General features: G+C 70.5%; 26 protein-coding genes. 12 read left to right on the plus strand and 14 right to left on the minus strand.

Annotation, left to right across the window (positions count from 1 at the left end; translation table 11 throughout):
* On the plus strand, positions 1-142 hold a 142-nt coding region (locus ACWD3I_RS43810), incomplete at its 5' end, for an ABC transporter ATP-binding protein (protein ID WP_451084365.1).
* 473 nt (positions 143-615) lie between these two features.
* Here the strand turns inward: ACWD3I_RS43810 and ACWD3I_RS43815 are convergent.
* Both ACWD3I_RS43815 and ACWD3I_RS43820 read right to left on the minus strand, forming a co-directional pair.
* Positions 616-1,770: an MFS transporter gene (locus ACWD3I_RS43815; RefSeq protein WP_365407153.1), complete on the minus strand. Its 1,155-nt coding sequence runs from the start codon at positions 1,768-1,770 to the stop codon at positions 616-618.
* 175 nt (positions 1,771-1,945) lie between these two features.
* Positions 1,946-2,830 (minus strand): PfkB family carbohydrate kinase, encoded by an 885-nt coding sequence (locus ACWD3I_RS43820; protein ID WP_365407147.1) that lies wholly within the window; start codon positions 2,828-2,830, stop codon positions 1,946-1,948.
* Between the two features lie 195 nt (positions 2,831-3,025).
* Between ACWD3I_RS43820 and ACWD3I_RS43825 the strand changes: the two genes are divergently transcribed.
* On the plus strand, positions 3,026-3,409 hold the full coding sequence (locus ACWD3I_RS43825; protein ID WP_365407150.1) for a VOC family protein: 384 nt from the start codon (positions 3,026-3,028) through the stop codon (positions 3,407-3,409).
* A gap of 84 nt (positions 3,410-3,493) precedes the next feature.
* Positions 3,494-3,853 carry a CGNR zinc finger domain-containing protein gene (locus ACWD3I_RS43830; protein ID WP_365407144.1) on the plus strand — a complete coding sequence of 120 codons (360 nt, stop codon included), beginning with the start codon at positions 3,494-3,496 and terminating at the stop codon, positions 3,851-3,853.
* A gap of 38 nt (positions 3,854-3,891) precedes the next feature.
* Here the strand turns inward: ACWD3I_RS43830 and ACWD3I_RS43835 are convergent, their stop codons facing one another.
* The 3 genes from ACWD3I_RS43835 to ACWD3I_RS43845 all read right to left on the minus strand — a co-directional run bounded on the left by ACWD3I_RS43835 (position 3,892) and on the right by ACWD3I_RS43845 (position 6,896).
* Positions 3,892-4,146: a DUF3040 domain-containing protein gene (locus tag ACWD3I_RS43835; RefSeq protein WP_365407141.1), complete on the minus strand. Its 255-nt coding sequence runs from the start codon at positions 4,144-4,146 to the stop codon at positions 3,892-3,894.
* Positions 4,147-4,250: 104 nt separating this feature from the next.
* Positions 4,251-5,486 carry a cation:proton antiporter gene (locus tag ACWD3I_RS43840; RefSeq protein ID WP_365407138.1) on the minus strand — a complete coding sequence of 412 codons (1,236 nt, stop codon included), beginning with the start codon at positions 5,484-5,486 and terminating at the stop codon, positions 4,251-4,253.
* A gap of 348 nt (positions 5,487-5,834) precedes the next feature.
* Positions 5,835-6,896, minus strand: coding sequence for an oxygenase MpaB family protein (locus ACWD3I_RS43845; RefSeq protein WP_365407135.1), 1,062 nt, complete (start codon positions 6,894-6,896; stop codon positions 5,835-5,837).
* Positions 6,897-7,048: 152 nt separating this feature from the next.
* Between ACWD3I_RS43845 and ACWD3I_RS43850 the strand changes: the two genes are divergently transcribed.
* Positions 7,049-7,636 (plus strand): TetR/AcrR family transcriptional regulator, encoded by a 588-nt coding sequence (locus ACWD3I_RS43850; protein ID WP_365407132.1) that lies wholly within the window; start codon positions 7,049-7,051, stop codon positions 7,634-7,636.
* A gap of 16 nt (positions 7,637-7,652) precedes the next feature.
* Here ACWD3I_RS43850 and ACWD3I_RS43855 read toward each other — a convergent pair whose 3' ends face one another.
* Together ACWD3I_RS43855 and ACWD3I_RS43860 are read right to left on the minus strand one after the other, a co-directional pair.
* Positions 7,653-8,546, minus strand: coding sequence for an expansin EXLX1 family cellulose-binding protein (locus tag ACWD3I_RS43855; RefSeq protein ID WP_365407129.1), 894 nt, complete (start codon positions 8,544-8,546; stop codon positions 7,653-7,655).
* Positions 8,547-8,723: 177 nt separating this feature from the next.
* Positions 8,724-9,296, minus strand: coding sequence for a GNAT family N-acetyltransferase (locus ACWD3I_RS43860; RefSeq protein ID WP_365407126.1), 573 nt, complete (start codon positions 9,294-9,296; stop codon positions 8,724-8,726).
* Positions 9,297-9,383: 87 nt separating this feature from the next.
* Between ACWD3I_RS43860 and ACWD3I_RS43865 the strand changes: the two genes are divergently transcribed.
* From ACWD3I_RS43865 to ACWD3I_RS43885, 5 genes are read left to right on the plus strand one after another with little or no spacing between them, the layout of a single operon-like run.
* A complete protein-coding gene (locus ACWD3I_RS43865) occupies positions 9,384-9,842 on the plus strand; it encodes a GNAT family N-acetyltransferase (protein WP_365407123.1) in 459 nt (152 codons plus the stop codon).
* Positions 9,843-9,874: 32 nt separating this feature from the next.
* Complete coding sequence (locus ACWD3I_RS43870; RefSeq protein WP_365407120.1) at positions 9,875-10,105, plus strand: hypothetical protein; 231 nt, start codon at positions 9,875-9,877, stop codon at positions 10,103-10,105.
* Positions 10,105-10,977 carry a fructosamine kinase family protein gene (locus ACWD3I_RS43875; protein ID WP_365407118.1) on the plus strand — a complete coding sequence of 291 codons (873 nt, stop codon included), beginning with the start codon at positions 10,105-10,107 and terminating at the stop codon, positions 10,975-10,977. The genes ACWD3I_RS43870 and ACWD3I_RS43875 overlap by 1 nt, the downstream gene beginning before the upstream one ends.
* A gap of 29 nt (positions 10,978-11,006) precedes the next feature.
* Positions 11,007-11,858 carry an SDR family oxidoreductase gene (locus tag ACWD3I_RS43880; RefSeq protein ID WP_365407114.1) on the plus strand — a complete coding sequence of 284 codons (852 nt, stop codon included), beginning with the start codon at positions 11,007-11,009 and terminating at the stop codon, positions 11,856-11,858.
* Positions 11,859-11,868: 10 nt separating this feature from the next.
* Entirely contained in the window at positions 11,869-12,405 is a 537-nt protein-coding gene (locus ACWD3I_RS43885; protein ID WP_365407111.1) for an AAA family ATPase, read from the plus strand.
* Here ACWD3I_RS43885 and ACWD3I_RS43890 read toward each other — a convergent pair.
* The 7 genes from ACWD3I_RS43890 to ACWD3I_RS43920 form a co-directional block, all read right to left on the minus strand.
* Positions 12,377-13,255 carry a shikimate dehydrogenase gene (locus ACWD3I_RS43890; RefSeq protein WP_365407108.1) on the minus strand — a complete coding sequence of 293 codons (879 nt, stop codon included), beginning with the start codon at positions 13,253-13,255 and terminating at the stop codon, positions 12,377-12,379. The two genes, ACWD3I_RS43885 and ACWD3I_RS43890, sit on opposite strands and share 29 nt — an antisense overlap.
* A gap of 71 nt (positions 13,256-13,326) precedes the next feature.
* Entirely contained in the window at positions 13,327-14,061 is a 735-nt protein-coding gene (locus ACWD3I_RS43895) for an ABC transporter ATP-binding protein (RefSeq protein ID WP_365407105.1), read from the minus strand.
* A complete protein-coding gene (locus ACWD3I_RS43900; RefSeq protein WP_365407102.1) occupies positions 14,058-15,893 on the minus strand; it encodes a branched-chain amino acid ABC transporter ATP-binding protein/permease in 1,836 nt (611 codons plus the stop codon). Before ACWD3I_RS43900 ends, ACWD3I_RS43895 begins: the two co-directional genes overlap by 4 nt.
* Positions 15,890-16,759: a branched-chain amino acid ABC transporter permease gene (locus tag ACWD3I_RS43905; protein WP_365407099.1), complete on the minus strand. Its 870-nt coding sequence runs from the start codon at positions 16,757-16,759 to the stop codon at positions 15,890-15,892. The genes ACWD3I_RS43900 and ACWD3I_RS43905 overlap by 4 nt, the downstream gene beginning before the upstream one ends.
* Before the next feature lie 7 nt (positions 16,760-16,766).
* Entirely contained in the window at positions 16,767-17,927 is a 1,161-nt protein-coding gene (locus ACWD3I_RS43910) for an ABC transporter substrate-binding protein (RefSeq protein ID WP_365407096.1), read from the minus strand.
* A 72-nt stretch (positions 17,928-17,999) separates the two neighbouring features.
* Entirely contained in the window at positions 18,000-19,745 is a 1,746-nt protein-coding gene (locus ACWD3I_RS43915) for a thiamine pyrophosphate-binding protein (protein ID WP_365407093.1), read from the minus strand.
* Positions 19,742-21,244: an aldehyde dehydrogenase family protein gene (locus ACWD3I_RS43920; protein WP_365407090.1), complete on the minus strand. Its 1,503-nt coding sequence runs from the start codon at positions 21,242-21,244 to the stop codon at positions 19,742-19,744. The genes ACWD3I_RS43915 and ACWD3I_RS43920 overlap by 4 nt, the downstream gene beginning before the upstream one ends.
* Positions 21,245-21,464: 220 nt before the next feature.
* Here ACWD3I_RS43920 and ACWD3I_RS43925 point away from each other — a divergent pair, with 220 nt between their 5' ends.
* From ACWD3I_RS43925 to ACWD3I_RS43935, 3 genes are read left to right on the plus strand one after another with little or no spacing between them, the layout of a single operon-like run.
* Positions 21,465-22,232 carry an IclR family transcriptional regulator gene (locus ACWD3I_RS43925; RefSeq protein ID WP_365407087.1) on the plus strand — a complete coding sequence of 256 codons (768 nt, stop codon included), beginning with the start codon at positions 21,465-21,467 and terminating at the stop codon, positions 22,230-22,232.
* Positions 22,233-22,283: 51 nt separating this feature from the next.
* A complete protein-coding gene (locus ACWD3I_RS43930; RefSeq protein WP_365407085.1) occupies positions 22,284-23,483 on the plus strand; it encodes a CaiB/BaiF CoA transferase family protein in 1,200 nt (399 codons plus the stop codon).
* On the plus strand, positions 23,480-24,265 hold the full coding sequence (locus tag ACWD3I_RS43935; RefSeq protein ID WP_365407082.1) for a citryl-CoA lyase: 786 nt from the start codon (positions 23,480-23,482) through the stop codon (positions 24,263-24,265). Before ACWD3I_RS43930 ends, ACWD3I_RS43935 begins: the two co-directional genes overlap by 4 nt.
* The last annotated feature ends 127 nt before the right edge of the window (positions 24,266-24,392 follow it).

Below are 24,392 nucleotides of genomic sequence, written 5' to 3' on the forward strand. Positions count from 1 at the left end.
GCTCGAGGAACTCACCAACCACATGGCCGGCGGCTCCGAACTCGCCGCCCTCAAGCACGAGTTGTCCCAGGTCCGCGGCGTCGACACCGAGGAGCAGGACCTCACCGCACCGGTCGCGGTCACCGGGAAGTCGGTGTCCTGACGGTGGCGAGCGGCATGCCCCGGGGCTCCCGACGCCCCCGGGCGATGCCGTTCGCAACCGCAGAGGCGCTCCGGAAATCCGGGCGCGGATCGGGTCCGTGCTCGGCAGACTCCTGGCATGTCCACCGAGTTGAGCGGAATGATCGAGTGCAGGCCCTCGGCGCGGATCTGGAGTGAGGATGACGAGGACGCCGTATGGCACGCCGCCATCGACCTCCTTCTCCTCAACACCGGCACCGCCTATGACGCTCTCGCCCGCCTCTTCGGTGTCCGCAATTCGTTCGGCTTCCGGCCGCCGAGCTGTCGGCCGCCGACTGGGAGGAGACCGATGCGTCCGGCAGGCGCAGCCGCAGCGCCGTTGCCGGGGCACCCACTGGGCTCCGGTCTGGGAGGTGATGCGGACGCTGGGCGAGTTGCATGGGCCGGAGCATGTGCGCCTCGTGGTGTGGTTCGCCTGAGCCCGCGGGGAGGCACTCAGTGCCGACGTGCCTGGTGCGCGGCGGCGGCCATGACCAGTACGGCGATCAGGGTGATCCCAGCGCCGACGTAGAGGGGGGCGGTGTAGCCGAGGCCCGCGGTGATGGCCAGCCCTCCGAGCCAGGCGCCGAGGGCGTTGCCGATGTTGGACGCGGAGACGTTGGCGCCGGCGGCCAGTGCCGCGCCGTGGGCGACGTCGGTGACACGGGTGATCATGCCGGGCACGGCGGCGAACCCGAACAGGCCCATCAGGAACACCAGGACGACCGACGCGGTGGGGCTGGTGGCGAGGAGGCCGAACACGGCCAGGGTGACGGTGAGTCCGAGCAGGGCGAGAACCAGGGCGCGGTCCCGGTCCCGGTCGGCCGCGCGTCCGCCGATCAGGTTCCCGACGACCAGGCCGACGCCGTACACCATCAGCAGCCAGGCGACATCGGCCGAGGAGAAGCCGCCCACCTCGGTGAAGGTGTAGGCGATGTAGCTGAACGCGCCGAACATGCCGCCGTAACCGAGGCCGGTGGCGGTCAGGGTCAGCCAGACCTGCCAGGAGCGGAACGCGCGGAACTGTGCGCGCAGGCCGTCGGCCGGCGTCCTGGTGGGGCGGCCGGTTTGGGTGGGGACGAGGGCTGCGATTCCCGTCAGTGCCAGTACGCCGATCGCGGTGACCGCCCAGAAGGCCGCCCGCCAGCCCCAGCGTTCGCCGACGAGCGCGCCGAACGGCACACCCAGCACGTTCGCCAGAGTCAGCCCGGCGAACATCACCGCCACTGCGCGGGACTTGCGCTCCGGCGCCACCAGACTACGAGCGACCAGGGAGCCGATTCCGAAGAACGAACCGTGGCACAACGCCGCCACGACCCTGCCGAGCAGCATCACCTGATAGTTCGGGGCGAGCGCTGACAGCAGGTTGCCGATGACGAACAACGCCACCAGACCGACCAGGACCTGTTTGCGGGGCAGCCGTGTCGTGGCCGCGGTCAGCGCGATGGCGCCGATCGCGACGCTCAACGCGTATCCGGAGATCAGCCAGCCTGCTGCCGCTTCCGATACGGCGAGACTCGACGCGATCTGGGGCAGCAGTCCGGCGATCAGGAACTCGGTCAGTCCGATGCCGAAGCCGCCGAGTGCCAGCGCGATGAGCCCACTTGGCATACGTCGGCGGTCGAGGGGGCGGTCGCGCAGAACGGGGTGGGGGTTGGCGGCTCTCATCTGTCCGTCGTCGCCTTGTCGGATTCGCGCATACGTCGACCCTCACGCTTGGCGGCTGATCCGTCCATGGACAAAGATCTACGGCACTTGGAGGAAAGTGCGGCGCGAGTGCGGTGCCTTACTCTCCTCGCATCCAGGCACGGGTTCCGAACGAGGTGCAGGCTCTGGATGCCACCGCGGCCGCGGCACGTAGGGCTGCGGTGAAGTGCTGTGAGGTCAAGTGGCCCTGGAGTGCGAGGTGGTGGGTGAGGGCTCCGTGCAGGAAGTCTCCCGCGCCGAGCGTGTCCGTGACGGGAACCGTCGGAACATCCACCGTGCCGCCGTCGTCGGGACCGATCCAGACGATGGGCTCTGCCCCTTGGGTGACTGCGGACCAGCGGACCCCGTGCTCCTTGAGGAAGCGCAGGGTTTCGGTGGGTGTGGTCGTGCCGAGTGGGTGGAAGTCCGCCGAGCAGACGGCCATGTCGATCGAGGGCAGCAGGTTCTCCATGCCGTCCTTCCAGCTGCCTGCGTCGAGGACGGTCGGGCGACCGATGGCTCGTGCGGTGCGGGCGGCGGATACGGCGAGTTCCATGTGGTGGCCGTCGAACTCGACGATGTCGCAGGCTGCCACGAGCGTGCCGAGGTCATCGGGTGGGGTGACGCGGTGGCCCGTCGCGTTGGTCGAGGCGACGGCGCGTTCCCCGGTGGACGCTGTGACCATGATGGAGGAGACGGCCGGGGGCTCGGTCGCGTCGGGCGTCAGGTCCGACACGGTGACGCCGAGTCGGTGCAGGTCGGCTGTGGCGCCGAGGCCCAGGGGATGGGAGCCGATCGCGGTGAGCAGGCGGGCCGTGCCACCCAGGTGGCTGAAGGCCACGGCCGCGTTCGCCGCCGGGCCGCCTGCGGCGATGGTCTGCCGGCGAGACGTCAGCTTCTCGTCGGAGGCGGGCGCGTGGTCCACGAGTTGGATGACGTCGAGGGTGCACAGGCCGATGAACAGGCCCTCGGGGCGTCGGGGCATTGCCGGTTCCCTCACGCGCGACTCCTGCCGACGGTGCGTGGGGCCAGTGTACGAAGCGACAGGAACCGTCGAGCGTTGCGTGGCCGTAGCCGTAGCCAGTTACAGGACGGCACCCAGCTCGTGCGCCCACAGCGTGCATGGAAGAGTGAGCGCGACTGGTGCTATTCGGTAGGGAGAGCGGAAAGGCTCGCGCGCATGGTCTCGGTAGTGCAGAACGTGGCGATCGACTGTGCGGACGCCTATGAGCTGGCCCGGTTCTGGAGCGGTGTGACAGGCCGTCCGCTGCATCCGGAGGATGGGCCGGGGGCCCGGGAGACCCAGGTGATGCCGGCGGAGGGCCCGGTGTTGTACTTCAACCAGGTACCCGAGCCCAAGACGATCAAGAACCGGGTCCATCTGTGTCTGCGCCCCGAGACCTCCCGCGATGAGGAAGTGGACCGACTCCTGGGCCTCGGTGCCACTTTGGTCGCCGATCACCGGAATCCCGATGGATCGGGCTGGGCGATCCTCGCCGATCCCGAAGGCAACGAATTCTGTGTTCTGCGCAGTGAGTCCGACCGAGCGACCATGAATTCCTGAGGCTGCGCTCGGCGGATCAGTCCTCGGACAGGAGCCAGCCGATGCGCGGTCCCTCGGCACCCGGGTGGAACGCCGCCTGACCTCGTGCGCACGGCCCTGGCGCAGTCGGTCGACGGCACCGCCCCCGACGCGGTGCACCGTCTGCCGCGCGACTGTCCGCCGGACATGCGTCTGTCCGACCATGACGGCCTCGGCGGCCGGCACATCCACTTCAGCCGCAACGGCACCCCGGCCCGGCGCTGGGTCGGCCAGCTGATCGCCGCCAAGCCCGCCCTGGTCGTGGCCGGGGATCCGGCGGTGACGTTGGGGCGGTGCGCCGCGGCCGGGTGCGACAACTACTTCGCGGACCAGTCACACAACCGCACACGCCGGTTCTGCGCCAACGCGTGCGCGAGCCGGACGACCGTCGCGGCTCATCGGACCCGGGCGGCGAAGAACTCCTAGGTACAACTCCCTTTGTGCCAGACGGTGGTGAGGGAAAGTCAGGTCGGTGGATCGAGCAACTGCGCGGCCAGGCCGACCCCTACCAGGCCCGTGGCGATGAGCAGCCCGTTCGCCACGATCACCCCGCCGACCAGGACGGCCGTCGCGACGGCCAGGGCCCACCAGGCCCCCGTGCGTCGGAACTCACGGGGGCGACGCGGGCGGCCGATGCTCATCGCCCTGGCGAACAGGGGATCGTCGCACGCGCAGCGTGCTTCGAGCGCGACCAGACGCTCGTCCTCGGATCGGGGCATGCCTCCTCCTTCGCGCCATGCGCTGTGCGGGCTGGGGAGAGCGGTTGGCTGGACACACGATGAGCGTGGTCGGAGATACGTCCCGGCTCGCGCTGCCCGGCTCTCTATGCATTCTCCCTAACAGTTGGCCCCTGCAAACAAGTATCGGCCAAGGGTTGGTGGCCCGGCCCCCGAGAACCCGTGAACGCCAGGGCGCGGGCCAGCAGTTCGGCACGTCCCGCGACGACCGGGCCCAGGACCGCGAGCACCAGGACGTATCCGGCGATGAACGGAGCGAGGCGGTCGTCGAGGCCCGCGCTGGTCGCCATCGCGGCCAGGATCAGGGCGAACTCCCCACGCGCGACCAGGGTGGTGGCGATCTCCGCGGCGCGCTCGGGGCCGTAGCCGTACAGGCGCGCCACGAGGAGTCCCGCGACGATGTTCATGACCACGGTCAGTGCGGCCGCCGCGGCCACCGGTCCGGCTACGCTCGCGACGACGGAGGGGTCGATGGCCAGTCCGAAGGCGAAGAAGAAGATGGCCGCGAAGGCGTCCCGCAGGGGGTGGACGAGTCGGCGGATCCGGGCGGCGGAAGGGGTGCCGGCGAGGATGAGTCCGACCATGAAGGCGCCGATGGCGTCGGCGACACCCAGGACCTCGGAGATCCCGGCCACGAGGACCGCCGCACCGAGGAAGCTGATCACGAGCAGTTCGTTGTCGCGTACCGCGATCAGACGTCCGACCAGACGGGTTCCGTAGCGGGCCGCGGCGGCCAGGGCCAGCAGGAAGCCGAACGCCTTGCCCGCCTGCCACAGCACGTCCGCGACGCCCTGGGCGCCGCCGATGACCGGTTGAAGTGCCGCGAGATACAGGGCGAGGAAGATGTCCTCCACCACGATGACGCCCAGGATGAGGCGGGTCTCGGGGCGGCCGAGACGGCCCAGGTCGATGAGGATCTTGGTGACGATCGCGGACGAGGAGATGCCCAGCACGCCGGCCAGCACCAGCGCCTCCCGGGCGCCCCATCCCAGGGCGAAACCGAAGCCCAGCCCCGCGCCGACGTTCAGCACCAGGTAGATGCCGCCTGCCGCCAGGAGCCGTTTGCCACCGCTCCTGAGGTCGTCGAGGTGGAATTCCAGGCCCAGGTAGAACAGCAGAAGCACCAGGCCCAGTGCGGAGAGCATCTCGAAGTCGTGGGCGTCCTGGACCAGCACGATGCCGGGTGTGTGCGGGCCGAGCAGGATGCCGGCCAGCATGAACAGAGGGATGGTCGGAAGTCCGATCCTGCCGCCGAGGCGGGCGAGGAGGGCGGCCGCGAGGAAGGCGCCGCCCATGGCCAGGAGGGTGTCAGCGTGTCCCACGGGTCACCTCCTTCGGCTGCGCGAGAGGTCCGGGTCGCTTCATCTGACGAGGATGGATACAAGTACTCCTTGTGGTGCGTGGCTGCCGACGTCTTCAGGGCTGCGCCACGGCCGGGTGTCACCACCGGCTCGATCGGCGTCGTCTCCACGCTGCCATGGCCCCCACACCCGCCACCATCGGTGTCAGCACTCATTTCGGCAGGTGCCGGCGCCCCTCACGCCGGCGGACCGCTGCCCGCCAACCGGTTCTCGTCGGTGGCGGGCAGCGGGTCTGCGCACTTGCGCGCGGCGGCCGAGGCGCGGCCCGGCGACAGTCGTCGGCGTCGGCTGGGAGCACCTGACGGCTGATCAGGCCAGCGGGCCCAGGACTTCCTGGGACTCGATGAGCCCCTGGTCGCTGGGGGCCTTGCCGTCGCCGAACACGCGGGCGGCCTGGCGGGCCCGGAACTCGAGGTGGGCTTCGGCGGGTTTGGCGTAGCCGTAGCGGGCGCGGGCTTCCGCCGGGGTCAGTACTTCCTCGTTGCGGGGCGGGATGCCCAGTCTGATCGGGGCGACCACCGGGACCGTGGAGGGCGACAGCATGCCCAACAGACGCAGTTCGACTTGGGGGTTGAGGTGGGCGAGGGCGAAGGACACCTTCATGACGGGCACGATGAGAAGGTCGAGCAGACGGGACTGCCTGATCCCCGCCATCTCGCGCATCCAGCGTGGCATGGTGGCGATCGTGGCGATCCGCTGCGCCTTCGCGACGGCCAGGCTCACCGGCTTCGCCCACAGCGGCACCGGCGGCAGTACGAGCTCGGTCCGCAGGAGGTGGTTCATGGCCTGGCGCGCGATCGGGCTGGCGGACAGCCGCGGGCGCATCTGCGTGAAGTACGTCCGGACCCCGTCACGGGTGCGGGGGACGTCGTCCGGGGAGCACGTCTGGAGCTCCACGGCGAGCGCACATGCCTCCCAGTACTCCTTCTCCTCCTGCGCGGTGAGCTTGCCGGGACCGTACTTCTCGTACGCGTAGAGGATCGAGTGCCAGCCGGTGAGCTGGATCCACAGCTGGGAGGCCGGGTCGTTGGCGTCGTAGGTCCCTCCGCCGTACGGCAGCTCGCCGATCGCCTTAGAGTGGACCTTGACCAGGATGTCCGCGGCCTTGGACACCTCCCGCGAACCGGCGAAGGCCACCATCGCGAAGTACCGCAGGGTCCGGTCGTAGCGCGTACGGGCGCGCTGGTAGATGCCCTGGGTCCCGTGCACGGCTGCCACCAGCGGCGGGTCGAGCTCCTCCACCACCACGGCCCGCTGGAATCCCACGGTCGGCGCGGTCGGATAGCTCCAGACCTTCCACACCACCGAGCCGGGGCCGAAGAAGCCGTAGTCCTCGTGCGGTTGGACCTCGCTGCGCTCGAACCTCGCCATGGAGCCGCTCCCTGTGCGTCCGCGGCGTGGACCGCGACTCGATTACGACACTGCTGTCGTAAATTAAGACACGGGTGTCGTAAACTGCCAAGGTGTCAGCGTCCACGAATTCACCGGACAGGCCACGCAGGCGACGGCCCTACGCCCCGCGCGTGCCGATCGAGGAACGCCGCGAGCAACTGCTCGACGCGGCCCTGGCCGTCATCGTCGGCGACGGCTACGACCGGGTCTCCGTCGACGCCATCGCCAAGCGGGCCGGGGTCGCCCGGTCGGTGGTCTACGGCGCCTTCGAGAATCTCGACGCCCTGCTGACCGCGCTGCTCGACCGGCAGCAGGCCCGCGCCTTCGAACGGCTGCTCAGGACCGTTCCCGACGCCGACGAGCCGCGCGACCCGGCAGCGTTCGCCTCCGAAGCGGTGCGCCGGATGGCCGACATGCTCCACCAGGACCCGGACACCTGGCGGTTGATCCTGCTGCCGCCGGGCAACATGCCGGTCGTCGTCCGCGACCGTATCGAGGCGGACCGGGAGCGGTTCCGGCTGCTGGTCGAGAAGTGGCTCGCCCTCGCCCTGGCCGACCGAAGTGATCCGGGGCTCGACGCACAGGTCCTCGCCCACGCCCTCGTCGCCTGTGCGGAACACTTCGGCCGCGTCGCGCTCACCGAACCCGAGAAGTTCGACCTGCCGCGGCTGCTGGGCCAAGTGCGGGTGATCCTCGGCGCGTTGTGGCCGACGCGCTGACAGCCGTGGCTCGTCCTCAGTGCGCGGCGAACTGGACCCCGGCCGGCTGCACGGCCTCCGCACGCAGTGCGATCCCGTCGACCGTCAGCTGCTCGCCGTAGATGTCGGTGATCCTGATCGATCCGCCGCACCCGCTGCCCTGCTCGGAGAGGAAGTAGTTGTACTCGGTACGGGCCAGTCGGGTCCAGCCACTGCCCGTGCGGACCTCCAGGCGGGCCAGCGGATTGCGGTGGCCGATGGCCTGGATCCCGCACCAGTAGCGGGTGGAGCCGGTCTTGTAGCGGATCGAGATCTTCTCGGACGATGCGGGGCTGAGCAGGGTCCAGGTGATCGGGATCTCGCCGCGCGAGGGGGCGGCGAGCTTCGCGAAGGCCTGGGGGCTGAGGTCGAGTTGACCGGGTGCGCAGGGCAGCGGGCACTCGTTGGTGATCCGGACCGTCACGGAGGCACCGCCGGCGCGCACGAGCACATACGCTCCGCAGGCCTGGGAGGTCTCGTAGTCGGTGTGGTTCATCGCGGCGGTCATGGTGTCGTCGGTGGGACCGTAGGAGCAGGCGCCGTCACCGTTGCCGGTGTCGTAGAAGGTGGCCACCCCTTCGTAGGTGGTCCCGGGGCGGATCCGTCCGGCCAGTGATCCCACCGTGGCGGCTGTCTGCCGGGGGCTGGTGGTCGAGGGCCGGGCCTTCGGGGTGCTCGCGGTCGGCGACGGCGTGCTGGAGGGCTTGGTCTTCGTGGCCGTCGCCGTTGCCTTCGGGGATGCCGAGGACGGCGTGGGTCCCGGTGTCGTGGGCGTCGCGCTCGCCTCGGCGCCCACCGCGGATGCGGTGGTCTCGTGCCTGTCGTCGGGGACGAAGGCCACGATCAGGGAGGCGACGAGCGCGACGGTCGCCACGACGCTCGCGGAGAGCACCCAGGTGCCCCGCCGAGCTGGACGACGGCGGTGTGAAGAGGACGACGCCACGGATGAGGTCCTTTACGTGGTTCGGGAGCACGTGTGCTGTGTGCAAGGCCCCGTGAAGAGAGCCTCCGACCCCTCAGTGGCCGCCGGAACCGAAAAGGTTGCCGCCCGTGTCGAAGAAATGCGCCGTCAGCCCAGATCGAGTCGCATCAGGATCCGTGGATGGCCGGCGAGCACCGACGTGGTGTCGGCGGCGTGCACGAATCCGGCACGCTCGAAGTTCCCGCGGATACCTGCGTACGCCATCGTCAGATCGACCCGGGCGTCGCCGTTGTCCAGGGGATACGCCTCGATCACCGGTGCGCCGTGCGAGCGGGCGAAGTCGACGGCTCCGGTGATGAGAGCGTGCGAGATCCCCTGCTTGCGATGGCCGGGACGCACGCGGATGCACCACAGCGACCACACCGGCAGGTCGTCGAGGTGGGGGATCTTCCGGTTGCGGGCGAAGGAGGTCTCCGAGCGCGGCGCCACAGCGGCCCAGCCGACGGCTTCGTCACCGTCGTAGGCGAGCACTCCCAGAGGGAGCTGTGCGCGGCACAGCCCGGCGACGTACTCTCCGCGGGCCGGTCCGCGCAGCTCGTTGTTGAGCTTGGAGGCAATCCGGTAGCTCAGGCACCAGCAGACGTTGGCGGTGGGCGACTTCGGTCCGAGCACCGCGCGGACGTCCTCGAAGACCGAAGCCGGGCGTACCTCGATGGGCATGGCCGCCACGATGCCACGGGGTCCGGGAGATCGCCGGCGGCGACGTGCGCGCCGCACACGCATGCGATTTACCCTAGCGTGGTGATCATGGCGAACTGGGAACTGCGGTCGGCGTCGACGGCCGACGTCGAGGCGATCGTCGAGCTGCGTGCCGTGGTGATGCGGCCGGACCTGGAACGGCTCGGGCGCTACGACGGACAGCGGGTACGGCAGCGGCTGCGGGACAGCTTCGTCCCCGAGTACGCCTGGATCATCGAGGTGGGCGGTGCGTTCGCCGGTTGCGTGGCGCTGCGGCCCGCCGAGGACGCCCACTGGCTGGAACACTTCTTCGTGGCGCCGCACCTTCAGGGGAGCGGTGTCGGCTCGGGCGTCCTGCGGGAGCTGCTGGAGGGGTGTGACCGCGAGGGCCTGCTGGTCCGGTTGAACGTGCTCCAGGGCAGCGCGGCCCGACGGCTGTACGAGCGGCACGGGTTCACCACCGAGTCGGAGGACCCGGTCGACGTGTACATGGTGCGCAAGCCGGCACACGGCCTGGGCGGCGGTTGATCACGCCGGGGTTCGGCAAGGCGAACGGAGGGGTGCTGTACTGGCGTGACGTCCTGCACGAAGGGCCGGTGCCCGCGGTCGGGCCGGAGGAGCTGCGCCGGATCAGGGCCGGTTTCCTCGTGGGACAGGGCGTGGACGACCAGGCGGAGGCGGAGCGCATGTTCCTCGACCGGGGCCGGACCCTCGAGGCCCGTCTCTCCGGCCTCGGGGTCTCCGCCGGTCGTGGTACCGGCCGTTGGATCTGCTGTCGGCGGAGGGCGTAGTGCGCGAGGAAGATGGCGGGCCCGGGGCTGTGGCCGCACGGCTGACCGGGCGTGCGGTGGTGGCACGGCGGCGGTTGACCGGTGTGGTCACCGAAGTCGCGCTGGACGGTGGGCCGGTGATCGTCAAGGAGGCCGGCAGCGAAAGGGCCGCGCGCGCCGAGGCCGCCGGGCTGGGGTGGCTGGCCGATGCGGGGGCGGTGCGGGTGCCGGTCGTTCACGGCCTTGATCGGCAGTGGTTGGTGACCGGTTGTGTGGCGGAGGGGCGGCCGAGTGCCGACGCCGCGGTGCGGTTCGGCCGTGAACTCGCCGGGCTGCATGCCGCTGGTGCGGCGGCGTTCGGGGCGCCACCGCCCGGCGGTGATGCCGAGGCGTACATCGGGCTCGCCCCGATGCGGAACGTGCCGGTGGGCGACTGGCCCCGCTGGTACGCCGAGCACCGGGTGCTGCCCTATCTTCGTCAGGCTGTCGACCGTGGCACCGTGCTGCGCGACGAGGCGGTCGTGGTGGAGCGGGTCTGCGAGCGCCTGGCCGACCTCGCCGGGCCGCGTGAGGTGCCTGCGCGGCTGCACGGGGATCTGTGGAGCGGCAATGTGCTGTGGGGTGCCGACGGCCATGTGTGGTTGATCGATCCGGCGGCACACGGCGGGCATCGCGAAACCGACCTCGCCATGCTCCGGCTCTTCGGCTGTCCTCATCTCACGGAGGTGCTGGAGGGCTACCAGGACGCCACGCCCCTCGCCGCCGGTTGGCAGCAGCGCGTCGGCCTGCACCAGCTCTTCCCGCTCCTGGTCCACGCCGTGCTCTTCGGCCGCTCCTACGCCGAACAGGCCCTGGGCACTGCACGGCAGCTCCTGGCCGAAGCCGGTCCCTGAGCTGTTGGGGTGCCTTACGGTGGAGCGCCATGAGAGTGCTGATCACCGGCGGAAGCGGGTTTCTGGGGACGGAGCTCGTGCGTCGGGCGACGACTGCGGGCTGGGAGACGGCGGCGACGTACCGTTCCCGCCCCGGCGGCAGCCCGGAAGCTTCGTGGCACCACGTCGACCTTCGTGTCCCCCAACGGATCGACGAGGTTCTGGCCTCGGTCGCCCCCGACGTCGTCATCGACGCGACGAGTGGCCAGAGCGACTGGGCGGTCACGGCCGACGGCTCGATCCGCCTGGCGATGGCCGCCGCGCGTCGCAACTGCCGTCTGGTGCACGTCTCCAGCGACGCGGTGTTCTCCGGGGCCCGGATTCACTACGGCGAGAGCTGCCTGCCCGATCCGGTCACCCCGTACGGCGCGGCGAAGGCCGCCGCCGAGAGCGCGGTGCGGCTCCTGGCGCCGGCCGCCGCGGTCGCTCGCACTTCGTTGATCATCGGAAACGGCGGATCCGCGCACGAGCGCATGGTGCACGACCTGGCGACGGGCACCGACGACGGCGTCCTGTTCACCGACACCATCCGCTGCCCGGTGCACGTCGAGGATCTCGCCTGCGCCCTCCTGGAACTCGCGGCGTCCGACCGTCCCGGAATCTTCCACCTCGCCGGACCGGACGCCCTCAGCCGCCACGAACTCGGGGTCCTCATCGCCCGCCGCGACGGCCTCGACCCGACCCGGCTGCCCGCCGGACGCCGAGCCGACAGCCGCATACCCGGCGCCCTCGACGTCCGCCTCGACAGCACCGCCACACAGGGGCGCATCGCCACACGCCTGCGCGGCGCCCGCGAGTTCCTTCGCGCGGGGCACGGCCGACACCCCGGCGACCGAGGGTAGGGTCCCCCGGGTGACGACGGTCCCCTCCCCCACCAGGCTGATCGTGCTGCGCGGAAACAGTGCGAGCGGGAAGAGCTCGGTGGCCGCCGGGCTGCGCGAGTGCTACGGCAGGGGCATCGCCCTGGTCAGTCAGGACACACTGCGCCGCGATGTGCTGCGCGAACGTGACGTCCCCGGCGCCGCGAACATCGGTCTGATCGATCTGACCGTGCGGCACGCCCTGGAACACGGCTTTCACACGATGCTGGAAGGCATCCTGTGCGTCGCCCACTACGGCGACATGCTCGCCGGACTCCTCACCGACTACGGTGACCGCGCGCACTGCTTCTACCTGGACGTCTCCTTCGAGGAGACCCTGGCCCGGCACGCCACCAAGCCCATCGCCCACACCGTCGGCAAGGACGAACTCCGTTCGTGGTACCGGCCGTTGGACCTGCTGCCCGGCGGTGTCGAGACGGTGATCCCGGCGAGCAGCACGCTGGACGCGACGGTCGAGCAGCTGAGGGACGTCCTCGGCGTCAGGTGTGCGCCTCCGGCGCCGCCGTGAGGTCCGCGAAGTCGGCCAGCATGGACGAGGTTCGCGGCTCGAGGCCCGTGAACTCCCGGAAGGCGTCCGCCGCTTGGTGCACGAGCATCCCGCCGCCGTGCAGGACGCGGCATCCGCGGCCGCGTGCGGCGCGCAGCAAGGGCGTCTCCAGCGGGCGGTAGACAAGGTCGGCCACCCACAGGCCGTCGTGGAGCGCCGAGACGGGCAGCGGGGTGCCGGGGTGGGCCGCCATGCCGACGGGGGTGGCGTTGATGACGCCGTCGGCGCCCGCCAGTTCCGCTTCGAGGTCTTCGGGGAGGCAGGCTTCGGCTCGTTCGCCTCCGGCGTCCTGGTTGAGTGCCTTGACCAGGGTGTGGGCGCGTTCGGTGAGGGTGTCCACGACGGTGAGGCGGGCGACGCCGAGGTCGAGCAGGGCGAAGGCGACGGCGGCGCCGGCTCCTCCGGCGCCGAGCTGGATCACATGCCGCAGGGGTGCGTCGGGCAGCCCGCGGGTGAAGGCCGCGCCGAAGCCGGTGATGTCGGTGTTGTGGCCGACCGCGCGGCCTTCGGGGGTGAAGACGACCGTGTTGACCGCGCCGAGGCGGGCAGCGGGCGCCGTCAGTTCGTCGAGCTGCGCGGCGATGAGCTGCTTGCAGGGGTGGGTGACGTTCAGTCCGTTGAAGCCGCAGTCCCGGGCGGCGTACGTGATGCGCCAGACGTCCTCGGCGGGCAGGGCGAGCGTTTCGATGTCGAGGAGCCGGTAGAGGTAGCGCACGCCGTGCCGGTCGGCCTCGCGCTGGTGGAGTTCGGGGCTGAGCGAGCGGCCGATGCCCGATCCGACAAGGCCGACGAGATACGAGTCCTGGGTCACGGCCGCTCCCGCAGTAATGTACGAACCAGTCCGTTATCTCTACCAACTCGTATGGCTGCGGGGAAGTCCCTTCACAAGCCCAGGTACACCTCCCTGACCCGGGGGTCGTGACGGAGCTCGTCGGAGGGGCCGTTCATGGCCACCTCCCCGTTCTCCATGACCAGGCAGTGGCTGGTGGCACCGAAGGTGAGCTTCGCGTTCTGCTCGACGAGCAGCAGGCTGAGCCCCTCCTCCCGCAGGGTCAGCAGGACGTCGAGGATGCTGCCGACGAGTTTGGGTGACAGGCCCATCGAGGGTTCGTCCAGGACGAGCAGACGGGGGCGGGTCATCAGGGCCCGGCCGATGGCGAGCATCTGCTGTTCGCCGCCGGACAGGGCGCCGGCGAGCCGGTCGCGCATTCCGGCGAGGGCGGGGAACAGGGTGTAGATCTGCTCGAGTTGGCCGTACGTCTCCTTGTCCCAGGCACGTGAGTACGCGCCGAGCATCAGGTTCTTCTCCACGGGGAGTCCGGGAAAGACATGGCGGCCCTCGGGGACGTATCCGATGCCGAGGCGGACCATGTCCCGGGCGCGCACTTTGGTGAGGTCACGCTCGCCCAGACGGATGCGGCCGCCGCTGCGGGGCACAAGTCCCATGAGGGCTTTGAGAGTCGAGGTCTTGCCGGCCCCGTTGGCGCCGATGATGCCGACCGATTCACCGGGAGCGACGGCGAAGCCGATGGAGCGTACGGCCCGCACGCCGCCGTAGTGCACGCTGAGGTCCTCCACCGCGAGGCGTTCGGCCTCGCCCGCCCTGCTGACGCTCATGAGGTGGTCTCCTCGGCGGGGGTCGGGCGCTGGGCCGGCAGTTCGGTGCTCAGGCCGAGTTCGGACAGGTCGGAGTCGCCGAGGTAGGCCTCGATGACCTCGGGTGCGGCGACGACCTCGCCGGGGGTGCCCTCGGCGATGACCTTGCCGCTGGACAGAACGGTGACCTTCTCGCACAGGGACATGACCAGGCCCATGTTGTGCTCGATGAGGACGACGGTGGTCCCGCTGTCCCTGATCGAGCGGACGATACGGACCAGTTGCCGGACCTCTTCGCCGTTGAGCCCTGCGGCCGGTTCGTCGAGCAGGAGCAGACGCGGGCGGGCGGCCATCGCCCGGGCGATCTCGATACGGCGTTGGATGCCGTACGGCAGGGCGGCGGGGGCCGCTTCGGCGAAGTCGGCGAGGCCGTAGCGGTCCAGGAGCTGCTGGGCCTCTGCGCGCAGCCGGCGTTCGCGGCGCAGGACGCCGGGCTGCCACACGGCGTACTGCCAGATGGTGCGGGTGCGGGTGCGGTCGAGGGCGACCAGGATGTTCTCCCGCACGGTGAGTTGCGCGAAGAGGCGGAGGTTCTGGAAGGTGCGGGCCACTCCGGCCAGCGAGAGGACGTAGGGGCGGGCCGTGGTGGTGTCGGCGTCGGCGAAGCGGACCGTGCCGGACGTGGCGCGGTGGAATCCGCTGATGACGTTGAACAGGGTGGTCTTTCCCGACCCGTTGGGGCCGACGATTCCTCTGATCTCCCCCTCCCTGACCGTCAGGGTCACCTCGTCGAGAGCACGCAGTCCGCGGAACTGTTTGGTGATGTCCTGGACGGCGAGGAGGGTCTGGTCCTTTCCCGGCCGCGGTCCCGGCGGGTACGGGGTGAAGGGCCGCAGTTCGGCCCGGGTGTCGCCGCTGCCGAAGCGTCGGCGGTAGAGGTCCCTCAGGCGGGCGGGGATGCCGGCCAGGCCGGTGGGCGCGAAGACCACCATGAGGACGACGACCACGCCGTAGCCGAGTTGGGCGTAGGCGGAGAAGTCCGAGAGCCATTCGCGGATCAGGGTGAGGCCGACGGCGCCGACCACGCAGCCGACCAGTGAACGCCGGCCGCCGATGATGACCATGGCCAGCAGGATGAACATGTTGCCGATGGAGAAGGTCTCGGGTGCGACGTACCGGATGAGTCCGGCGTAGAGGACGCCGGCCAGGCCGCCGTAGAGGCTGGCGAGGACGAAGGCCGTCATGCGCAGCAGCGGGATCTCCGCGCCCATGGCACCGGCGGCGAGGGCGTCGTCGCGCATGGCGCGCAGTCGGCGGCCCAGTGAGGTGTGGACGACGAACAGGCCGAAGACGAGTCCCGCGCCGAAGACGACGACTTCCAGGTAGTAGTAGAGGTACTCGCTGGACAGGTCCAGGCCGGGCAGGGTGGGTACGGGGACACCGGAGATGCCGTCGGCGCCGCCGGTGACATCGGCGTTGGTGATCCAGTTGATGAAGCCCAGCGCCAGGCCGAGGGTGACGATGCCGAGGTAGTGGGACTGCATGCGCAGGGCGGGGATGCCGACGAGGAGACCGGTGGCGACGGTGGCCAGGACGGCGAGGACGGAGGCGGCCCAGAAGCCGTATCCGTTGTCGGTGGTGAGGATCGCGACGACGTAGGCGCCCACGCCGAAGAAGGCCACCTGGGCGAGGTTGATCTGGCCGGAGATGCCCATGGCCAGGCCCATGCCGATGGCGAGCAGGGCGTAGATGAGGGCGATGTCGACGACGTGGATGGTGTAGCTGCCCAGGCCGTACGGCAGGGCCCAGGCGGCGAGGACCAGTGCGGCCACGGCGGCGAGGCGGGACTTCATGCGCGGCTGACCGTCCTTTCGCCGAAGATCCCCATGGGCCGGATCATGATCGCCACGGTGAAGACGAGGAAGGTGGCGAGGACCGAGTAGCCCTGGAAGTGGCCGGCGGTGTAGGAGTCGAGGACGCCGATGGCGATGCCGCCGACGACGGCTCCGTGGATGGAGCCGAAGCCGCCGAGCATGGCCGCGGCGAAGCCCTTGATGCCCAGGGCCCCGCCGAGGGAGGCGTCCACGTAGAGCATGGGGCCGACCAGGCCGCCGGCGAGGGCGGCCAGGCCTGCTCCGATGGCGAACGCGAGGGCGTTGCTGCGGCCCACGTCGATACCGACCGCGGTGGCGGCCTCGTGGTCCATGGCGACGGCCTGCATGGCCACGCCCCGCTTGGTGCGGGAGAGGAAGAAGCCGAGGCCCACGACGGCGAGCGCGGCGACCGCCATCACGAGCAGGTCGTAGGTGCGCACCCGCACCCCGAAGATGTCCAGCGGCGCGGTCCGCACCGGGGAGGGCATGGCTCGCCCCGTACTCCCCCAGATGAGGATGGCCACCGCCTGGAGGACGATCCCGAAGCCGATCGTGCCGATCAGCATCAGGTCGAAGTCCTTGTTCTCCAGCGGCCTCAGGACGCGTTCGATGACCAGGCCGATCGCGCCGGTGATGACGATGGAGACGACCATGGCGAGCGCGAAGGGCAGGTGCGAGGTGAGGTAGAAGGTGGAGGCCGCGTACGCGCCGATCATGGCGATGTCGGCGTGGGCGAAGTTGACCAGGCCCATCGTCCGGTACACCAGCGAGAAGCCCATGGCGACCAGGGCGTAGACGGCGCCGAGGCTCAGGCCGCCGACCAGTGTCTGCAAGGTCTCCTGCACGTCGGTCTCACTGCTCCTGTACGAGCTTGCCGTCGCGGATGATCCCGATGCTGGTCTCGGTGATCCCGACGCCGTTCTCGCCGTACCGGAACCGGCCCAGCAGTCCGTCGTAGCGCGTGGCCCGGATGGCGTCGGCGAGTTCCTTGCCGGTGGCGACCTTGCTGGACTTCAGGGCGGTGAGCAGGATGTTGGCGCCGTCGTAGGCCTTGGCGCCGTGCAGTTCGGCCTCCTCGCCGTAGGCGGCCTGGTAGGCGGCGGCGAACTTCTGGGCGGCGGGGCTGCTCTCGTTGCTGAGATAGGGCGAGCTGACGATGGTGCCTTCGACGGCGGCCGTGCCGGCGGTGTCGATGAAGACGGGCGTGCCCTGCGGAGCGGCGCCCGCGAAGGGCGCGGTGATGCCCAGGTCGCGGGCCTGCTTGACGATGAGCCCCGCCTCGACCTCTTCGGAGCCGATGAAGACGACCTGTGGCTTCTTGGAGCGGATCGCGGTGAGGGCGGCGCTGAAGTCCTTCTGGTCGGTGGTCACCACCTGGTCGGTCAGGGCCTTGACCCCGAGGTCGCCTGCGGCCTTGGTGAAGGCGTCGTGCTCGCCCTTGCCGAAGGATCCGTTGTTGGTGATCATCGCGATCCGTTTGTAGCCCTTGTCCTGGATCAGGTACTTGGCGAGCGTGGTGTCGTAGGTCGTGCTGGTGGGCCCGTTGAGGAAGAGGAACTCGCTCTTCTGCTCGACCAGCGCGTCCGCCTGGCCCGAGGTGATGTTGGGGATCCCGGACTGCTTCAGCACGGGTGCCATGGCGATGGTGACCGCGCTCTCCGCGGTGCCGATCATGGCGATGTACTTCTCGCTGGCTATCTTGCGGGCGAGGTTGGTGCCGGTGGTGGGGTCGCCCTGGTCGTCGAAGGATTTGATCTGGATCCTGCGTCCGTCGATGCCGCCCTTCTTGTTCCACTCGTCGACGGCGAGCTTGGCGCCCTTCCACTCCCAGTCGCCCAGGGAGGACAGCTGGCCGCTGCGGGCGTCCACGACGGCGATCTTGATGGGGCCGGAGTCGGACTTGGCGTCGTCGCTGTCGTCACCGGGGGCGCTGCAGGCGGCCAGAGCCGCGGCCAGGGCGACGGCGCCGACGAGCGTGGTGCGTGGGGCCGAAGGCCTCGGGGAGCGGGACATTGCGGTCACCTCATGGAAGACGAGTGGTGGGTGAAGAGGTGTGGGGGAGGTCGAACCGGCTTACTGAGCAGGTCAGTCGGCGCTGTCGGGGAATCTGCCGGCGTAGATGTCCTTGATGTTCCAGTGGCCGGGCGTGGGCACCGGCTCGTTGATCATCGGTACGTCGAGTACCGCGGGACGGCGTCGGGCGAGGGCGTCGCGGAGGGCCTTGGCCAGGTCGCCGGGTGCGGCGACGGTGTAGCCGTCGGCGCCGCAGGACTCGCCGTAGCCCGCGAAGTCGGGACTGTACGGCCGTCCCTGCGCGTCGGTGAACTCGCAGCCGTAGGACCGGCCGAAGGCCGAGGCCTGGAGGTCGGCGATGGTGCCGTGGGCGCGGTTGTTCATGACGACGAAGAGCACGGGCGCGCCCCGTTCCACGGCCATGGGTACGGCGGGCAGTTGGGCGCTCATGCCGCCGTCGCCGATCAGGGCGACCACGACCCGGTCGGGCTGGGCGAGTTGGACGCCGACGGCCGCGGCCGGTCCGAATCCCATGGTGGAGGCGCCGCCGGGGGTGATGAAGCGGCCCTCGGCGGGGAGTTCGTAGCACTGGGCGACGCCGTTCTTGTTCCAGCCGACGTCCGTCACCAGTACGGCGTCGGCGGGCAGGGCGTCGCGCAGGTCGGCGAGGATGCGCTGGGGGCGGAGCGGGAAGTCGTCGCTGCGGCCGGCTTCCCGGGCGGCGGCGAAGACCGTGTGGCGGGCTTCGGCGATGGCCTCGCGCAGTCCGGGCCGGGTCACCGTCCGAGGTCGTCGGGTGCGCACCGCCGCGGTGATGGCGTCGAGTGCGAGTCCCGCGTCGGCCACCGCGCCGATCTCGACGGGGTAGTTGCGGCCGATCTCCGCCGGGTCGAGGTCGATCTGGATCAGTCGGCTCGGCGGGAAGTTCCAGGTGTGGGCGCTCTCCCAGGAACTGGCGTCGGTCTCCGCGAACCGGGTCCCGAGGGCCAGGACGACATCAGCGCCCTTGGTGTGCCGGTGGGTGCTGTCCAGTCCCCAGAAGCCGGGCATGCCGAGCAGCAGCGGATGCCGGTCGGGCACGATGCCCTTGCCCATCAGGGAGTGGGCGAGCGGGATGTCGAGATGCTCGGCGAGTTCCGACAGGGCTGCTCGGGCCCGGGGCTCACGGATGCCGCCGCCGAAGTAGATCAGGGGGCGTTCGGCTTCGGTGAGCGCCTCGGCGATGCGGGCCGCGGTCGCCTCGTCCAGTCCGGGACGGCCCACGTGGGCGGGCAACGGGTGCGCACCGTCGTAGGGCTGGATCTGACGGTTGAAGAGGTCCATGGGTACGTTGATCAGGACAGCGCCGGGTCGGCCGCTGGTCGCGGTCCAGAAGGCGCGCTCGGTGATCCGGGCCAGGTCGCGCACGTGCTGGACCTGCCAGGTCCGTTTGCAGAACGGCCGGTAGATCGCGCTCTGGTCGGCGTCCGCGTGGAGGTTGACCTCCTGGTGGGGGTGGCGGCCGGAGTAGTACGAGGGGATGTCGCCGGTGATGACGACCAGGGGGATGGAGTCCAGGGCGGCGGTGGCGACGCCGGTGACCGCGTTCATCATGCCGGGGCCGACGTGGGTGAGCAGGACGCCGGGGCGGCCGGTGGCGCGGGCGTAGCCGTCGGCGGCGTGGGCGGCGGCCTGTTCGTGGCGGGCGATGACGAACTCGACGGGGCTGGGGCCGAGGGCGTCGAGGAGGGCGATGTTGGTGTGCCCGCAGGTGCCGAAGACGTATTCGACGCCGTAGGAGGCGAGTTGGGCCACGAGGGACTCCGCCGCGGTCGTCACTGATCCTCCCCGGGCAGTTCTCGGCGATCGCCCCAGACGGACAGGCCGCGCAGGACGAGTGTCTTGACGACGGTGAAGTCGTCGATGAGCCAGCGGGGAGCCTCCCGGCCGAAGCCGGAGTCCTTCACCCCGCCGAAGGGGACGTGGTCGAGGCGGAAGTTGGAGGATCCGTTGACGATGAGACCGCCGACCTCCAGGTGCCGCCAGGCGGTGAGGATGCGGCCGATGTCGCGGGTGAACAGGCCGGCTTGGAGTCCGTAGCGGCTCGCGTTGCACTGCTGGACGACGGTGTCGAAGTCGTCGTACGGCAGCACGGCCACGAGGGCGCCGAAGACCTCGTGGACGACGACCGAGGCGGTGGGCGGTGGGTCGGCGACGATGGTCGGTGCTGCCGTGGCGCCGTCGCGGGTTCCGCCGCGCACGACAGTGGCGCCCATGCCCTTGGCTTCCTTCGTCCACGCGACCACGCGCTCGGCGGCCGGCTCGTCGACCATGGAGCCGACGTCGGTGGTGTCGTCGAGGGGGTCGCCGACGACGAGTGCGTCCACGGCCGCGGTGAGGGCGTCGAGGAAGGCGGCGTAGCGGCTGCGGTGGACGTAGACGCGCTGGACGGAGATACAGCTCTGGCCGGAGTTGCTGTAGCCGGTGCGGGCGCAGACCGCCGCTGCCTCGGCGGGGTCGGCGTCCTCGCAGACGATCGTGGCCGCGTTGCCGCCGAGTTCGAGGGCGAGGCGTTTGGCGCCCGCGGCGCGGGCCACGGCGTTGCCGGTGGTGGCGCTGCCGGTGAAGCTGATGACGTCGACCTGGTCGGCGGCGCACAGTGCGGCGCCGATGTCGCCGGATCCGTGCAGGAGTTGGACCGCCTGGTGGGGCATGCCGCTGTCCAGGAGCAGCGCGACGACGGCGGCGGAGGTGGCCGGGGCCTGCGGGGGTGCCTTGACGAGGGTCGTGTTGCCGGCGGCGAAGGCGGCGCCGAGTTTGTGGGCGAGGAGGTTGGCCGGGGCGTTGAACGGGGTGATGGCGAGGGCTACGCCGGCCGGTGCGCGGTAGGTGAAGGCGGTGTTGCCGATGCCCGTGGCCCAGCCGGCCACCGGGAGGGTCTCGCCGTCGATGCGGCGGGCCTCGGCGGCGCATACGGCGAAGGTGGAGGCCACGCGGTCGATCTCGGTACGGCTGTCCTTGAGCGGCTTTCCCAGCTCCAGGGCGAGGAGGCGGGCGAGCGGGTCGCGGTGGGCCCGGGCCGCTCGGGAGGCGGTCTCCAGGATGTCGGCGCGGGCGGCGGGGGCGAGGTCGGCGAGCTGTGGTGCGTAGGCGCGGGACTTGGTGAGGGCGCGGTCGATTTCTGTGGGGGTCGCGGTCGGGGTTCGGCTGACCGTGCGGCGCAGGTAGGGGCCGGTGCGTTCCAGGAGCGGGCCCTCGCCGCCCCACGAGCCTGAGACGAACGGGAGCACCTCGACGACGTCGGTTCCGCCGGCCGCCTTCAGGAGGTCTTGCAGCATCACACCTCCAAAAAACCATCTAGTGGTTTTCGTGGACTGCTGTGCGGACTGGCGTGTAACGTACGGGCGCCGGGAGTCCGTGGCAAGAGGCCGCGCGAAAAGGAAGTCGCGACCGGCGGTTTTCTCCGGAACCCGGACTGGTGGAAGCTGTCGCCCCAGGTGCCGGTGCCCGCGAGGCGGGCAGGTCCGGCGCGATTCCCCGAGCCGTGAAGGAGAGACCGTGGACGCGGAGCAAGGCCAGGGCGGTGTACGCAGTGTGCGCCGGGCGCTGGACATCCTGTCGCTGCTGACCGAGGATCAGCCCACCGTTCCGCTGCGGGACATGGTCGAGGCCACCGGACTGCCGAAGACCACCGTGGTGCGGCTGGTACAGACCCTGGAGCAGTACGGGCTGCTGTGGGCCACGCCCGCCGGCTACTCGGCCGGACCCGGACTCTGGCGCTGGGCCCATCTCGCCCACACCAGCTGGGAGTTGCCGCCGGACACGCAGAAGCTGCTGCGGGATCTGGCCGAGCGGCGCGGTGAGACGGCGAACCTGATGATCCGCCGTGACATCCACCGCGTCTGCGTGGCCCAGCAGGAGAGCCCGCAGCCGCTGCGGCACGTGGTGCGAGTCGGTGACGAACTGCCCCTGTGGGCGGGCGCTTCGTCCAAGGTGCTCCTCATCGGGGCGACCGACGGTCTGCTCCAGCGGGTCGCCGCCGCCTCGCCGCACGGGGTGGCACATGTCGAGCAGTTGCGGGAGTGGGCCGAGGAGGCCACGACACGCGGCTACGCGGTCAGTCACGGCGAACGGGACGTCGGCCTGACGGCCGTCGCCGTGCCCATCGCGACCCACTCGGGCGTGGTGGTCGCCTCGCTCTCGCTCAGCGGTCCCTCCGCGCGCATCCCGGACCGCGTGACCAAGGACTTCGCGCACGACCTGACGCAGGTGGCCGCGCGTATCGCCTCCCAGGGTTTCGACCACCCCCTGGGGCCGCGCGGCTGACGAACACGCCGGCAACCGGCGCCGTGCGCGGCGCCCGGAAGGAGACGTCCCATGCACGTCCGCCCGCTCGACGGCATCCGCGTTCTGGACCTCACGAACGTGCTGGCCGGGCCCTACTGCAGCTACCAACTCATGCTCCTGGGCGCCGAAGTGGTCAAGATCGAGCGACCCGGGCAAGGCGATCTCGCGCGCAGTCTCGGCCCCGATCCCGCATTGAACCGCGACGGCATCGGGGCCTCCTTCCTGGCCCAGAATGCGGGCAAGAAATCCCTGGAACTCGACCTCAAGGACCCCGCCGACCAGGCCTTCTTCGAGACCCTCCTGGGTGGCGCCGACGTCCTGCTGGAGAACTTCCGGGCGGGCGTCCTGGCCCGGATGGGCTACGACACGGACCGGCTCGGCCGGATCAACGAACGGCTCGTCTACTGCTCCATCTCCGGCTTCGGTCACACCGGCCCGATGAGCGACGCCCCCGCCTACGACCAGATCGTGCAGGGCCTGACCGGAATGATGAGCATCACCGGCACCCCGGACACCGCACCCCAGCGGGTCGGCTTCCCGGTCTGCGACACCACGGGAGGCCTGATGGCCGCCCTCGCCATCAGCGCGTCCCTTCTGCACCGTGAACGCACCGGACAGGGCAGCCGGTTGGACGTCTCCATGCTGGAGGTGTCCCTGTCCGCGATGGGCTGGGCGGTGTCGAACTACCTCGTCAGCGGGGTCCCGCCCAGGCCCCTGGGCGACCAGAACGCCACCGCGGCCCCCTCCGGAACCTTCCACGCCCTCGACGGGCCCCTGAACATCTCCGCCAATCAGCAGGGCCAGTTCGAGACCCTCTGCCGTCTGGTGGGCTCACCCGAGCTCGTCACCGATCCGCGCTTCAGCGAGCGGGAGCAGCGCAAGGCCCATCGCGCCGAGCTCAACGCCGCCCTCGACGCGGCTCTGTCGACCAAACCGGCGGCCGCGTGGGAGAGCGAGCTCAACGCGGCCGGAGTGCCCGCCGCCCGCGTGCTGACCGTGCCACAGGCCCTGGAGCAACCGCAGTTGGACCACCGCCGCTTCGTCGCCGAACTGGAGTACCCCGGGCGTGCCGGGGAACCGTTGCGGGTGGTGGGCAGCGGCGTGCTCTTCGACGGGGAGGCGTTCACACCCACGGCCGGTCCCCCGCTGCTCGGCGAGCACAACCACGAACGGCAAGCTCTGGCCCGCCGTTGGGCGTCCCGAGCCGCCGAGGAGGCGGCCGCGTCATGAGCGCCGACGAGAGCGCGCTGTGGTGGGCCACCGCGATCAGCCACATCGAACCCGGCAGCATCGAGCTCCGCGACCGCCCCGTCCAGTCCCTGATCGGCTCCGCCGGCCTGGTGGACGTCATCTGGCTGCTGCTGCGTGGTGATCTGCCCGGCGCCCGCGAGTCGGCCCTGCTGGAGGCCGCCCTCGTCGCCGGCGTGGACCACGGCCCGCAGGCTCCTTCCATCGCCGCCGCCCGCATGGCCGCCACCTGTGGAATCGGCCTCAACAACGCGATCGCCACCGGTGTCAACATGCTCGGCGACTCCCACGGCGGTGCCGGGCAGCAGTGCGTGGAGATGCTCGAAGACATTCGCAACCGCCATGAGATCGAGGGCAGTTGGGCAGACGCGGCCCGTACGGTCATGGCCGACTGGCAGCGGCGCTCCCGCTATCTGCCCGGCTTCGGACACCGCTTCCACCCGGTCGACCCGCGCCGCGACCCGCTGATCGGCCTGGTCCGCCAGGCGGTCGAGGACGGGATCGTCCACGGCTGCCATCTCAACGCCGCGCTAGCCGTGGAGGAAGCGCTCCTGCGGCGCCCTCACCCCGTGCCGATGAACATCGACGGCGCCACCGCCGTCATCTATGCCGAGCTGGGCTTTCCCGCGCCGCTCGCCCGCGGCCTGTTCGTCCTCAGCCGCTCCGTGGGCCTGCTCGCCCATGCCTGGGAGGAGATGGGTCAGGGCCGCCGGAACAAGGGCCCGATCCCGCGCGGCGTGCTGCCGGCCCGCCTCGACGGCTGAACAAGTCGCGTCCCGCCCCCTTGCCACACCCGTGGCACATCCCTAACGTAACGCCAACCACAGTGCGGGTTATGCAAACCGCACAGCGGACCACGAGCCGCAGAGCTCCTCCCTCCCCCACCTCATG

Source organism: Streptomyces sp. NPDC002817 (assembly GCF_053592055.1).